At 66.2% G+C, this 12,868-nt stretch carries 12 protein-coding genes; 5 read left to right on the forward strand and 7 right to left on the reverse strand.

The genetic code is table 11. From position 1 onward, the window contains the following. Nucleotides 1-73: 73 nt before the first annotated feature. From SO139_RS43065 to SO139_RS43080, 4 genes are read right to left on the reverse strand one after another with little or no spacing between them, the layout of a single operon-like run. Complete coding sequence (locus tag SO139_RS43065) at nt 74-2,137, reverse strand: hypothetical protein (RefSeq protein ID WP_449380464.1); 2,064 nt, start codon at nt 2,135-2,137, stop codon at nt 74-76. 7 nt (nt 2,138-2,144) lie between these two features. After that, a complete protein-coding gene (locus SO139_RS43070) occupies nt 2,145-4,955 on the reverse strand; it encodes a DUF4159 domain-containing protein (protein WP_449380463.1) in 2,811 nt (936 codons plus the stop codon). After that, a complete protein-coding gene (locus SO139_RS43075; RefSeq protein WP_449380462.1) occupies nt 4,952-5,896 on the reverse strand; it encodes a DUF58 domain-containing protein in 945 nt (314 codons plus the stop codon). Before SO139_RS43075 ends, SO139_RS43070 begins: the two co-directional genes overlap by 4 nt. Next, nucleotides 5,896-6,894: an AAA family ATPase gene (locus SO139_RS43080; protein WP_449380461.1), complete on the reverse strand. Its 999-nt coding sequence runs from the start codon at nt 6,892-6,894 to the stop codon at nt 5,896-5,898. The genes SO139_RS43075 and SO139_RS43080 overlap by 1 nt, the downstream gene beginning before the upstream one ends. A gap of 272 nt (nt 6,895-7,166) precedes the next feature. Between SO139_RS43080 and SO139_RS43085 the strand changes: the two genes are divergently transcribed. The 5 genes from SO139_RS43085 to SO139_RS43105 are packed head-to-tail and all read left to right on the forward strand — an operon-like array spanning nt 7,167 to nt 10,731. Then, nucleotides 7,167-7,769 carry a DUF1285 domain-containing protein gene (locus SO139_RS43085; RefSeq protein ID WP_449380460.1) on the forward strand — a complete coding sequence of 201 codons (603 nt, stop codon included), beginning with the start codon at nt 7,167-7,169 and terminating at the stop codon, nt 7,767-7,769. Further along, nucleotides 7,766-8,437 (forward strand): CoA pyrophosphatase, encoded by a 672-nt coding sequence (locus tag SO139_RS43090; protein ID WP_449380459.1) that lies wholly within the window; start codon nt 7,766-7,768, stop codon nt 8,435-8,437. The genes SO139_RS43085 and SO139_RS43090 overlap by 4 nt, the downstream gene beginning before the upstream one ends. Beyond that, on the forward strand, nt 8,434-8,697 hold the full coding sequence (locus SO139_RS43095) for a DUF6111 family protein (RefSeq protein WP_027522823.1): 264 nt from the start codon (nt 8,434-8,436) through the stop codon (nt 8,695-8,697). The genes SO139_RS43090 and SO139_RS43095 overlap by 4 nt, the downstream gene beginning before the upstream one ends. A gap of 10 nt (nt 8,698-8,707) precedes the next feature. Beyond that, on the forward strand, nt 8,708-9,964 hold the full coding sequence (locus SO139_RS43100; protein WP_449380458.1) for a CCA tRNA nucleotidyltransferase: 1,257 nt from the start codon (nt 8,708-8,710) through the stop codon (nt 9,962-9,964). Next, on the forward strand, nt 9,961-10,731 hold the full coding sequence (locus SO139_RS43105) for a sulfite exporter TauE/SafE family protein (protein WP_449380457.1): 771 nt from the start codon (nt 9,961-9,963) through the stop codon (nt 10,729-10,731). Before SO139_RS43100 ends, SO139_RS43105 begins: the two co-directional genes overlap by 4 nt. 399 nt (nt 10,732-11,130) lie before the next feature. Here the strand turns inward: SO139_RS43105 and SO139_RS43110 are convergent, their stop codons facing one another. The 3 genes from SO139_RS43110 to SO139_RS43120 form a co-directional block, all read right to left on the reverse strand. After that, nucleotides 11,131-11,364 carry a YodC family protein gene (locus SO139_RS43110; protein ID WP_449380456.1) on the reverse strand — a complete coding sequence of 78 codons (234 nt, stop codon included), beginning with the start codon at nt 11,362-11,364 and terminating at the stop codon, nt 11,131-11,133. A 98-nt stretch (nt 11,365-11,462) separates the two neighbouring features. Further along, the gene (locus SO139_RS43115) at nt 11,463-12,503 is read right to left on the reverse strand and encodes a hypothetical protein (RefSeq protein WP_449380455.1); all 1,041 of its coding nucleotides are present in this window, start codon (nt 12,501-12,503) and stop codon (nt 11,463-11,465) included. Between the two features lie 98 nt (nt 12,504-12,601). Continuing rightward, nucleotides 12,602-12,868: HAD family hydrolase (locus SO139_RS43120; RefSeq protein ID WP_498541938.1), on the reverse strand; the 267-nt coding region annotated here is incomplete at its 5' end.

Genomic DNA, 12,868 nt, shown 5'->3' on the forward strand with positions numbered 1-12,868 from the left:
CGATCTCGCGTTGAATCTCCTTCAATATGCGATTCTCACCCAGCTTGGTCCGTGGATTTCTGACTCAGTAAGATTAGCGCCCTTCGCGCACCCAGGTCGCGGCGAATGCTCCGAGCAGCAAGAGCAGCCCGATCAGCCCGGCGAAGATCGGCAGCACGCCGACGCCCTTCACCACGCTGGCATCGCGCATCCTGACCCCCATCCAGCCGTCGCCGTGGAAGATGGAGGCGGAATGCACCGGCACGACGCGTGGCAGCTCGACGCTCGATCCGTCGACGACGCGCACGGCATCGCCGCCGGTCGCCTGCGTCAGCGGCCTCAAGGTCTCGGTGGTGGAGGTGACCTCCGAAAATTCCTTCGGGTTGGTCGGCCCGACATTGATCAGCGCCTTCAGCGTGCCGTCGGTGGCCTGCCAGAGACCGAGCTCGCCGGCCGGCAGGCTGGCGCGCCACTCGCCGGGGTCGCCGGCATTGAGCGTGAGGTCGCGCGTCACGCCGGAGGGCGAGGTCACCGTCACCGGCTGCACGCTGTCCGACATCGTCTGGCGCACCACCACGAGATCCTTGCCCTGCACCTGGAGGCGCAGTGCCTCCTCGTCGAGATCGGGCTGCTTCATCAGCCAGTGCGACATCCGCCTGAGCAGGTCGAGATGCGGGCCGCCGCCCTCATAGCCACGCGCCCACAGCCAGATGTGGTCGGAGAGCAGCAGCGCGACGCGCCCCTCGCCGAAGCGCGACAGGAACAGCAGCGGCTTGCCATCGGCGCCGGTCATCACTGGCGAGCCCGTCGCATTCCTGGTGTCGACGGTGCGGAAGAAGCGGGCCCAATGCGGTGGCTCGCTCGCGGAGCCCTCGAGGCCGCGCGTCACCGGATGGCGCTTACCGGTGTCGGAGAGATGCGCATAGAACGGCTTCTCGGTGACGCCGACCGGCTCTGCCGGCAGCACCGAATCCAGCGGCGTGCGCCAGATGCTGGTGTTGGAGGCATAGTCCGGACCCGCCGAGACCAGCACCGCGCCGCCCGAGCGGACATAGCGCGCGATGTTGTCGAAATAGGCAATCGGCAGCACGCCCTGGCGGGCGTAGCGGTCGAAGATGATCAACTGAAATTCGTTGATCTTCTGCTGGAACAATTCGCGGGTCGGAAACGCGATCAGCGACAACTCGTTGATCGGCGTGCCGTCCTGCTTCTCCGGCGGGCGTAGAATCGTGAAATGCACGAGATCGACGCTGGCGTCGGATTTGAGGAGGTTGCGCCAGGTGCGCTCGCCGGAATGCGGTTCGCCCGAGACCAACAGCACGCGCAGCTTGTCGCGCACGCCGTCGATCGCAACGACGGCGCGGTTGTTGACCGGCGTCAGCTCCTTCTCGAGCGGCGAGGCCTCGATCTCGACGATGTTCGGGCCGGCATGCTTGATCTCGACATCGACGCTTGCGGTCTGGCCGCTCGACAGTGTGCGCTCGTTGATCGTCTCGCCGTCGCGGCGCACCGTGACCTTGGCGCGATCGCCGCTGACGCCCTGGTCGTCGAGCCGGTAGGTGATCGTCTGGGTCTGGCCGACGATGCCGAAGCGCGGTGCGGCCGTTATCGCGATGCGGCGGTCGCGCTCGTTCTTCTGGCCGGTGATCAGCGCATGCACCGGCGCCTGGAAGCCGATCGCCGCGGCATTCGCGGGGATGTCATGGACGCGGCCGTCGGTGATCAGGAAAGCGCCGGCAACGCGATCGACCGGCACGTCGGAGAGCGCGGAGGTGAGCGCGCCGAACAGTTTCGTGCCGTCGGTCTCGCCGTCGGCCTGTCCGGCTTCGACGACGCGCACCTCGAGGCCCTTGATCCGCTTCAGGCTGTCGACCAGCGCCTCCTGCGCCTGGGCAGCTTCGCGGGTGCGATTGCCAAAATTCTGGCTCGGGCTCTTGTCGACGACGACGGCAGCAACCGAGGTGAGGGGATCGCGGTCCTCGCGGGTGAAGGAGGGATTTGCGAGCGCAAGCAGGAACAGCGCCAGCGCCGCGACGCGCACCGCTGCGCCACGTGCGCGGGCCAGCAGCAAGAGGGCTGCGATGACCACGATCGCGGCGAGCGCGATCCACAAGACGATCGCAGGGACAAGCGGCGTGAACGCGATGCCGTAATTCATGTCGCTCCTATTGCCCGAGCCGCTCGATCAGCGCCGGCGCGTGCACCTGGTCGGCCTTGTAGTTGCCGGTCAGCGTGTACATCACGATGTTGACGCCGGCGCGGAAGGCGAATTCGCGCTGGCGCGGCTCGCCCGGCGTCATCGGCAGCATCGGCTGGCCATCGGGACGGATCGCCCAGGCGCCTGCGAGATCGTTCGAGGTGATGATGATCGGCGAGACGCCGTCGCCGCCACGCGCCGGGCGCTGCGCGCTCTCGTCCTCTTCCTCGCGCGGCAGCGTCTCGACCCAGGTCTGCCCGGTGCTGAAGCGGCCGGGGAAGTCGCGCAGCAGATAGAAGGTCTTGGTCAGCACGTGCTCGCGCGGCACCGGCTCGAGCTCGGGCACGTCGAGCGAGGACAGGATCTCGCGCAGCGCCTGCATGCCCGGCGTCTGCGAGGCGCCGTTCTCGCCTGGCGATGCTTCGACCGCGTCGCGGGTGTCGAAGATCACCGTGCCGCCTTGCTTCATGTAGGCGTCGATCTTGTTGATGGCGTCCTGCGGCGGTTTTGGTGCGCCCGGAACGATCGGCCAGTAGATCAGCGGGAAGAAGGCGAGCTCGTCGCGCGCCGGATCGACGCCGACGGGATCGCCGGCCTCGAGCGCAGTGCGCTGCGCCAGGAACAGCGTCAGCCCGGACATGCCGGCCTTCACGATGGAATCGACGTCGGCATTGCCGGTGACGACGTAGGCAAGGCGCGTCTGCGAGACCGCCTTCATCGCAAAATCGTCCGATGCGCTGTCGGCGCGTGACGGTGCGGGAGACGTGAGGCTGGCGAGCACCAGTCCGATCGCGAGCACGGCGGGAGCGGCGCGTCGGCGCAGGAGCGCGGCGAGGCCGCCGCCGAGCAGTGCGACGATGATGGCGTCGATCAGGAACAGCGCCAGCGAGGTCGAGAGCAGCCAGCCGCGCAGATCGCGCGGCTCGGCGTTGGTATAGGTCGCGTGCCGGGCGCGCAGGCTCGCGGTGTTGAGCGGAGCGATGCGGTCGGCGGCGGCGAGCGTGTTCACGGCCAGCGGTCCCTCAGCCGGGCCGTAGAAGCCGGGCGGATGATCTGATGTGGCGCGGTCGCGGAAATCGGCCGACAGCGGCTTGGCGGTCGCCGGCGGCGGGCCAAAGGCGCCAAAGCCGTCGAGGATGTGCAGCGGCGCCACCGTCTCGGTGCTGGCCTCACCGGCAACGCCGGCGCCGGGCTTGGAGGTGTAGCCGGACATGTCGACGATTCGTCTCAGCATTTCGACAAAGGTGCCCGACATCGGAAGGTCCGACCAGCGCATGTCGGCAGACACATGGAACAGGCTGACCAGACCCTTGCCGCGATGCTCGCCGGTGACGAGCGGCGTGCCGTCTTCGAGCGAGGCCCAGCTCTTGGTCGCCAGCACTGCATCGGGCTCGGCCAGCACCTGGCGGGTCACGGTGACGTCCTTCGGCACAGGGACGCCGGTGAACGGACCATCCGCGGTGAAGGCGGCGAGGTGCTGCGGCTTCTCCCAGGTCAGGCTGCCGCCGAGCGTGCGGCCGCCCTTGCGCAGCTTCACCGGCACGAGGTCGTCTTCGGCCTGTGCAAGGCGGGGACCTGCAAAGCGCACCAGCACGCCGCCCTGGTCGACCCAGGCGTTGAGGCGCTCGCGGATTTCAGGGGCGATGGTGCCGACATCGGCCAGGATGATCATCGGCAGCTTCTGGTCGAGGAATTGCGTGATGCCCTGCTGCGGCGCGCCCTTGTCGGCGAGACGGACGTCGGCGAACGGCGCCAGCGCGCGGGTGAGATAGAAGGTCGGTGCCAACAGTGGCTGCGCCGTCTCACTGGTCGCGCCGGAGACGATGCCGATGGCACGGCGTCGCCAGCGCTTGTCGAGCAGTTGCACGGCGCCCGCGGAACGCTCGCCGGAGATCTCGAGCCGGGTGATGTCGTTGCGCAGCTCGACCGGAAGGTCGAATGACGCCTCGGTCTCCCTGTCCTGCGGGGCGAACGCGTAGCGGGCTTCGCCGATCGGCGATCCCTTCTGGTCCAGCGCGCGCACGGTGCCGGCGGCAATGCCGCTGTCGGTGCGCAGCACCTTCACGACCATCTTCGCGGCTGCGTTCTCAGCCGCGACCAGCGCCAGCGGGGAGGGCGTGCCACCTTCAAACACCGTCAAGGTGCGGTCTCCAATCGTCTTCGTCAGGCCTTGCAGGAATTCCTCGCCGCGGCCGGTGTCGACGCCGTCGGACAGCCAGGCGATCTCGCAATCACCGGTGGCTTTCAGGAAACGATCAATCGCGGTGAGAGTTTCAACACGCTCGATGGAATAGGGTTTCGGCGCGAGCTGTCGCAGCGCAACGCGCGCTGCGCCTGCTTGCAGCAACGTGATGTCGCGGTTCGGCTCCGAGAGCGGCACCAGCGCGATGGCGCGGCGATCGCCGTCGGCATTCGCGATCAGTTCGTCGGCCGCCTTGATCCGCGTGTCCCAGTTCGAAGCCGCGCTCCAGCCGTCGTCGAACATGATCATCAGCGGCGCCTTGCTGCTGGCAAGGCCGGTCTGCGGATTCCAGATCGGGCCGGCGGCGGCGAAGATCACCAGCGCCGCGGCGAGCAGGCGCAGCGCGGTGAGCCACCAGGGCGTGCGCGAGGGCGTCTCTTCCTTTGGCGCGATGTCGAACAGCAGCCGCGTCGGCGGGAATTCGATGCGGCGCGGCCGCGGCGGCATCACGCGCAGCAGCCACCACAGCACCGGCAGGCTGACGAGCCCGATCAGGAGCAGCGGTTCGGTGAAGGCGAGCGGCAGGCTTCCGATCATGCGGCGGGTCCCGCTTTGACGGTGGTCGAGCGCACGCCCGATTTGCTGACCTGCATGCCGGCATGCAGGAACAGCAGCAGTTCGGCGGCGGAGCGATCGGTGACGTGGGTGGCGAACAGCCAGTCGAGCTTGTTGGTCTCGTCGCGAATCTGATCACGATGCAGCGCGAGCCGCGCGGTGTAATCCTCCGCCCAGCTTTCGGCGCGCCCCGCCGTGATTACGCCAAAACCCTCGGGCTCGACGAATTCGACACGGCCGGAATAGGGGAACGTCTCCTCGGCGGGATCGACGATCTGCACCAGCGTGCCATGGGCGCCGGAGCCGGAGAGCGCTGCAAGCATGCTCCTGATTTCGGCGATCGGCGACCAGAAATCGGACAACACTACCGTCTCGGCGAGCGCGGAGGGTACGAAGGACGGCGGCAGGCTCGGCCGTTCGGCGTCGTCATGCAGCATCGCCTGCGCCATCTTGTCGATGACGCTGCGGCTCGCGGTCGGCGCCATCAGGCCTGGAATGCCGACGCGTTCGCCGCCGGAGACGAGCAGCTCGGCCAGCGCGAATGCCACGATCAGCGTGCGCTCGAGCTTGGAGTCACGCGTGTTCCTTGATGCAAACGCCATCGACGGCGAACGGTCGGGCCAGATCCACACGGTGTGCGCGGCTTCCCATTCCTGCTCGCGGACATAGAGATGATCGTCACGCGCCGAGCGGCGCCAATCGACGTTCTGCGACGGCTCGCCGGAGACGAAGCGGCGATACTGCCAAAAACTTTCGCCCGAGCCGGCGCGCCGGCGGCCATGCAGACCGTGGATGACGTTGGCGGCAATGCGGCGGGCCTCGAGCACCAGGCGCGGCAGCGAAGCGGCGAGCGTACGGCTTTCGCCATCGGCACGTCGGATCGCAATGATCTCCTTCGCTGTGTGCCCGTTGTCTGCGGCCATCAACCGATCCGTGTCTTCAATTGCCGGATCACGTCCGGAATCGTGCGGCCTTCGGCGCGCGCCTGGAACGTCAGTGCCATGCGGTGCTTCAGCACCGGCTCGGCGAGGTCGAGCACGTCGTCGATCGACGGCGCGAGGCGGCCGTCGAGCAGCGCGCGTGCGCGCACCGCCAGCATCAGCGACTGGCTGGCGCGGGGACCGGGTCCCCAGGCGATCAGCTTGCCGGTTTCGCCACCCTCGGGGCCCGGACGCGCCGAGCGCACCAGCGACAGAATGGCCTCCACTACGGAATCGCCGACCGGCAGGCGCCGCACCAGCCGCTGGGCCGCGATCAGCGCATCGGCGGTCATCGAGCCCTTCGCCAGCGTCTCTTCGGCGCCGGTGGTCTCGAACAGGATGCGCCGTTCTGCATCGCGATCGGGATAGTCGACGTCGATCTCCATCAGGAAGCGGTCGAGCTGCGCTTCCGGCAGCGGGTAGGTGCCTTCCTGCTCCAGCGGATTTTGCGTCGCCAGCACGTGGAAGGGCTTGGGCAGGTCATGACGCGCGCCGGCGACCGTGATGTGCTGCTCCTGCATCGCTTGCAGGAGCGCGGACTGCGTGCGCGGGCTGGCGCGGTTGATTTCGTCGGCCATCAGGAGCTGCGCGAAGACGGGGCCGGCGATGAAGCGGAAGGAGCGCTTTCCGGCGGTGCTCTCGTCCAGCACTTCGGCGCCGAGAATGTCCGACGGCATCAGGTCGGGCGTGAACTGGATGCGCTTTGCATCGAGGCCGAGCGTGACGCCGAGCGTCTCGACCAGCTTGGTCTTGGCAAGACCCGGCACGCCGATCAGGAGCGCATGGCCGCCGGAGAGGATCGTTACCAGCGTGTTCTCGATCACGCGGTCCTGGCCGAAGATGACGGTCGCGATCGCTTCCTTGGCGGCGCGAATCTGTCCCGACACCTGCTCCGCCGAGCGGACGATCACGTCTTCAAGTTTTTCGACACTTTCCGCCATCCGTCAGCTCCTTAAGCCGTTCACGCGGCCCGCTTGCGTCGTCATCTTACGTCATGTCAGCTGGTGACATGTTCGCTCTTGGGCCCCATGCTAGACTTGCAGGAAGGCCCTGTATTCGCTGAATTAACCTATCCCCACCTTATCGGCTTCGGGATATGTACGGCATCACGAAGTGGCGACCTTGCACACCGGATGATTCCGGTGTGGAACCGCTCACCGAGGTACAACGTAGACCTGCACCAATCGTGCCAAAGACAAAGTCAGGGCAAACCATGGCGAACCAAGGGCAGAGCAGCAATCGGGGTCTTGACGGGTTGACGGCCGCCGCCAAGAACGCCGGCGCTGCCCAGAAAGGGTTGCCCCCGGTACATCTTTGGAATCCGCCGTTCTGCGGCGATCTCGACATTCGAATCGCCTCCGATGGTACGTGGTTCTACATGGGGACGCCAATCGGCCGCCCGGCGCTGGTGCGCCTGTTCTCGACTGTCCTGAAACGCGAAGGGGACAAGCACTTTCTCGTCACGCCCGTGGAGAAGGTCGGGATTCGTGTCGATGACGCGCCGTTCATGGCAGTCGAGATGCAGAAGGAGGGCGAGGGCAGCCATCGCGTGCTGAGCTTCCGCACCAATGTGGACGACTGGGTGAGGTGCGATGCTGCGCATCGCTTGCGCTTCGAGCAGGCGCACGACGGCGGGCTGACGCCCTATCTGCACGTGCGCTCTGGCCTTTGGGCCAAGGTGACACGCGCACTCTACTACGATCTGGTTGACATGGGCGAGGAGCGGATGGTCGATGGCCTGCCAATGTTCGGTGTCGAGTCGGCCGGCGAATTCTTCGCCATGGCGGATGCCGAGCAGGTGAGGGCTGCGCTTTGACCAAGCCGTTTCCGAGGGACGAACCTGCCCGGTTGGGCGCGGCGGATTTCTTCGCCCGCTCCAAGGCGCGGCTGACCTTCGACGTGCCGCCCGCCCTCTATGATCCCAACATCGTGCCGATGTCGGGTGATCCCGGCACCGACAAGATGCTCGAGATCATTGCGCGCGAGCAGCCGGTCCGCCCCGCGGCGGTCCTGATCCCGGTGATCGATCGGCCCGAGCCGACCGTGCTGCTGACGCTGCGCTCGGCGCATCTGAACGACCATGCCGGGCAGATCGCCTTTCCCGGTGGCAAGATCGACGCGGTGGACGCCTCGCCGCGCGATGCGGCGCTGCGCGAGGCCGAAGAAGAGGTCGGACTAAAGCGCGATTTCGTCGAGCCGGTCGGTTATCTCGATCTCTACGGCACCGGCTTCGGCTTCCGCATCCTGCCGACGGTTGCTAGGGTCCGGCCGGGATTTGAGCTTGTGATCAACCATTCTGAGGTTGATGACGCCTTCGAGGTGCCGCTATCCTTCCTGATGAATCCGGCGAACCACCAGTTGCACAGCAAGGAATTCCGCGGCATGGAGCGCTTCTATTACGCGATGCCGTTTGCCGAGCGGTACATCTGGGGCGCCACCGCCGGGATATTGCGTGTGCTGTATGAGCGGATCTATTTGCCATGATCCGGCCGGCGCTGACCGAGATCGGAATTTTCCTCGTTCCCTTCGCGGTCTATGCCCTGTTCCTGGTCGCAACGCGCTCGGGCCTGTTCGTGCAGTCGTCCTGGCCGGTCTACACCATCGCCCGCCTCGGGCTGGTCGCGCTGGTGCTGGTGATCGCAAGCCTGGTCGGACTTGCACATTTCACGGGCGCATCGCCGAACTCGACCTATGTCCCCGCGCATGTCGAGAACGGCAGGCTCGTGCCAGGCGTCGAGAAATAGGGGTTGGCAGATGAGCGCGGAGCCCATGCTTGCCGATGCTTCCTGGCTGACCTCCGGCGGGACGGCGCGCGTCCTGAAGCTCCTGAACGCGGACGGCGAGGAGGCGCGCGTGGTCGGCGGCGCCGTGCGCAACGCGCTGCTCGGCTTGCGGCCGGGCGACATGGACATCGCGACCACCGCATTGCCGGAGGAGGTGGTGCGGCGTGCAAAAAACGCCGGCATCAAGAGCGTGCCGACCGGCATCGAGCACGGCACCATCACCCTGGTCATCGACGGGCACCCGTACGAAGTCACCACGCTGCGCGAGGACACCGAGACCTTCGGCCGCAAGGCCAAGGTCGTGTTCGGCCGCGACTGGGTGAGGGACGCCGAACGGCGCGACTTCACCATGAACGGGCTGTCGGTCGACGGACACGGCGTGGTGCACGACTATGTCGGCGGGCTTGCCGATGTCGCCGCACGCCGCGTGCGTTTCATCGGCGATCCCGACCAGCGCATCGCCGAGGATTACCTGCGCATCCTGCGCTTCTTCCGCATCCACGCCGCCTTCGGTGTCGGTGAGCCGGACCGCGACGGCTATCTCGCCTGCATCCGTGGCCGCGCCGGGCTGGCCGGTCTGTCGGCCGAGCGGGTGCGCATGGAAATGCTGAAGCTGCTGGTCGCAGGCGGTGCTGCGGCCGCGATGCTCGCCATGGCCGACGGTGGCCTCTTGCAGTCGCTGATCGGTGGCGTCGCCTATACCGGCTCGCTGGCGAGGATGATCGCGATCGAGCACGAGCTTGGCCTTGCCGCGAGCGCGACCCGGCGCCTTGCCGGCTTGACTGTCGCCGTCACCGAGGATGCCAAGCGCGTGGCATCGCGGCTCAGGCTCAGCAATGCGGAGGCCAAGGCGCTGGATTCGATGGGGCATCGCTGGTGGCGGTTCGCGAGTACGGACGAAGCCAAGGCGCGGCGGCTGCTCTATCGGCTCGGCGTCGAGCGCTATCACGATCGCGTGTTGCTGGCCTGGGCGAGGGATGCCGGCGAGGCGACTTCGGCGCGCTGGCGCGAGCTTGCCGAACTGCCGCAACGTTGGATGCCGCCGAAATTCCCGCTGAAAGCCGCTGACTTCATCGCGCGCGGCATGGCGGAAGGGCCCGCGCTCGGACATGTGTTGACGCTCGCCGAGGACGCTTGGCTTGCCGCGGATTTTCCCCTAGAGGAGGCGGCGCTCGCTTCCATCGCCGATCAAGCTGCGGCACGCTTCAGCCGCGATCAGAGAACGTGACCATCGTATCAGGCTTTGCCGATATCTCGGTTCTGCAGCTCCTGCTGGTCGCGTTGATGGCGTTGTTTGCTTCGATCATTGGTGGGCTCGCAGGTTACGGCACCGGCGCCCTGATGCCGCTGGTGCTGGTGCCGATGGTCGGCGCCGAACCCGTGGTGCCGATCATCGCGATCTCCGCGATCTTCACCAATCTTAGCCGCGCCATTGCCTATGTCAGCTATGCCGATCGCCGCCGCGCTCTCGTCGTGCTCGCCTGCGCAGCGCTGACGACGGCGCTCGGTGCCTACGGCTACACGCGCCTCACCAATGCCGGCGCGGCGCTGGTGATCGGCACCATGCTGATCCTCAGCGTGCCGCTGCGCCGCGTGCTGCGCCGCCGCCAGGTCAAGATCGGCAACACGGGCCTTGCAGCAGGGTCGGTCGGTTATGGCGTGCTGGTCGGCGGCACCTCGGGCTCGGGCGTGATCCTGCTCTCGCTGCTGATGGCCGCGGGCCTCGAGGGCGCGGCGGTGATCGCGACCGATGCGATGATCTCGCTCGGCACCGGGCTCATCAAGATCTCGGTGTTCGGCCTCGCCGGCGCGGTGACCGCGCAGGTGCTGGCGTTCGCGCTCCTGATCGGCGGAATGGCGGTGCCTGGGGCATTCCTCGCAAAGGCCTTCGTCGAGCGGATGCCGGTGCACATCCACGCCGCGATCCTCGACGTCGCTGTCATCACGGGCGGGCTCGTGATGATCTCGGCCGCGGTGAAGCAGCTCGTCGCCTAAGGCATGACGAGATTGGGGGCGGTCATCCCAAATTTCGCAATGATGGCATCATGCCCCTGATTTGCCCGACGCGTCAAGCGATTTCGTAAAATCCGTAAAAGGTCGCGTCGGCAATTGCCGGCTACTTTGCATGGGGTTGTTTTCGAGATTTTTGTCGGACGGGGCGAAAGCCGGAGGCCAAACCCGATCTCGTCGCGTTTTTCGAGTGGCTTTAGGTTAGCACGATTGGGCCGCGGGCTCGGTCGAACCTCCCCCGCGTGCGGGGGAGGTCGGCGCGAAGCGCCGGGTGAGGGCTCTCTCCCCTTGGGGATTGTCCACTGCGGAGACACCCTCTCCCCCGCAAGCGGGGGAGGGAGCGCACTTCCGACGTGGCAGCCATCGAATCCAATCTCGTAGCGCCTATTCGTCGTCCTCGTCGTCTTCCTCTTCGTCCTCGTCTTCATCCTCGTCGTCTTCGTCCTCGTCCTCTTCGGGCTCGGCCTGTTCGAGAACAGCGAGCGGCAGTGTCTCGCGAAACAGGTTGCCTTCGATGCCCATCCAGAGGCACAGCACGTCCTCCTCCTTGACATCGACGACGGTCAGCGGCTGGCCGCCGGATTTCAGCATCACGACATCGCCGGCTTTCAGTTCCATGGATTTGTCCTCTGTGTTGATCGACGCGGCAACGCTAGCAAGCCGTCATGACATGCCGATCACGCATCGGGAGAGAGACTTCGTTCCTGTGGATGATCTCAGCTGCGCTCGCTCACCGCGGTCCGGATGGGCGTGCACTGGTCGCTGAACAACCCGATGACATCGCGCGCCAGCGGAACATGACAGAGGAAACCGGAGGGACGGTATTTCACCCTGATACGCTCGAGCTGGGCCATCGTCAGCGTCATGTATGCATCGATGCGTCGGGCCTGTGTGTTGAGCCTCTCCTTGTAGTCTTCCTGCTGCTTTGAGAGTGCCGGTTTCCCGCTCTGGTTCATATCGATTGCGGCGCCCGGCCTGCCTCGCAGTGCCTCGAAGCAATGGTGCATGATCAGCACGTGGTGCTTGGCGCTCCACCAGTTGATGTTGACCACCTTCCGCAACGGATCGACCGCGCCGCTGCCCGGCAGTCTGGCACAGAGATCGACGTAGGTCTTCGGTCCATTGGCCGTCGGATCCGTGCACAGCTCCTCGTTCGGCGGCCCGTGATCGCTGCCGTCAAAGATGGCTCCCTTGAAGTGCGGCAGATTGGCTTCGGCGTCGCAGTCGAAATTATACTCGGTGAGCAGCGTGTCCGTGAGCGGGTCCTGATCGAGGGCGCGCGGAGCGGCCGGATCGCGGCTGAGATCGCTCGGCCAATCGATGTAGATCTCCGCCTTGCGCGCGAAGACGAGCCCGTTCTGTCGCAGCGCCGTCCGCGCCTTGGAATAGTCCGAAGCGAGGTCGGACGCTGCCTTCGCGTCCACTTGCACGACGGCAGAATCCGCCTTCGCCGTCCGAGCCTCGGCATAGTCGGCGAGGATGCTCTCTTGAAGCATCTGGACCTCGGCGAAGGCGTTGGAAATCTCGATGAAGGTCGAAGTGGCTGCGGCCATGTCCGCCTTGGCCTGCTCGCCGACTTTCTCCTCGTAGGAATTGAGATACTGGAAATAGCCGCCAAAAAACCCGGTGAGCAGGGTGACGATGGTTAGTCCCTTGGTGACGGAGAGGCGACTGTCCCAGGACTGGATGCTGTCCCACAGGCCCGGCTTCTTGGCGGGCGCCTGCGCGCGCTTGGTTTCCTTCGGAACGTCCTGCATCGCTGCCTCCGTTCGCGCCTCAACCCCCGCGCCCGAGCGCTATCGTACCGCAATCGCGGATTGCGGTCTGTGACGAATTTCACTTGCGGAGGTCGCGGCTAGGGCAGGGGCAACAACTCGGTCAGCGAGCGGATGATGCGGTCGGGCTTGATCGGCGATCCCGCAGGCAGGCCCTCGCCATGCACGTCCATCCAGACGGCGTAGATGCCGAGGCGCTGCGGCGTCACGACCTCCCATTCCAGATTGTCGCCGATCATCCAGGTATCCCCGGCGGTGACGCCGAGCGCTTCCATCGCGTGCAGATAGGCGCGCTCCTCGGGCTTGCCGAAACCGTGCTCGCCCTCGATCTGGATGTGGTCGAAGCG

This window comes from Bradyrhizobium sp. UFLA05-89 (assembly GCF_059803475.1).

Coding starts and splice junctions, on each gene's coding strand:
- SO139_RS43110 (WP_449380456.1), bottom strand. CDS start 11,364: ATGGAACTGAAAGCCGGCGATGTCGTGATGCTGAAATCCGGCGGCCAG.
- SO139_RS43075 (WP_449380462.1), bottom strand. CDS start 5,896: ATGGCCGCAGACAACGGGCACACAGCGAAGGAGATCATTGCGATCCGA.
- SO139_RS43080 (WP_449380461.1), bottom strand. CDS start 6,894: ATGGCGGAAAGTGTCGAAAAACTTGAAGACGTGATCGTCCGCTCGGCG.
- SO139_RS43095 (WP_027522823.1), top strand. CDS start 8,434: ATGATCCGGCCGGCGCTGACCGAGATCGGAATTTTCCTCGTTCCCTTC.
- SO139_RS43100 (WP_449380458.1), top strand. CDS start 8,708: ATGAGCGCGGAGCCCATGCTTGCCGATGCTTCCTGGCTGACCTCCGGC.
- SO139_RS43115 (WP_449380455.1), bottom strand. CDS start 12,503: ATGCAGGACGTTCCGAAGGAAACCAAGCGCGCGCAGGCGCCCGCCAAG.
- SO139_RS43070 (WP_449380463.1), bottom strand. CDS start 4,955: ATGATCGGAAGCCTGCCGCTCGCCTTCACCGAACCGCTGCTCCTGATC.
- SO139_RS43085 (WP_449380460.1), top strand. CDS start 7,167: ATGGCGAACCAAGGGCAGAGCAGCAATCGGGGTCTTGACGGGTTGACG.
- SO139_RS43065 (WP_449380464.1), bottom strand. CDS start 2,137: ATGAATTACGGCATCGCGTTCACGCCGCTTGTCCCTGCGATCGTCTTG.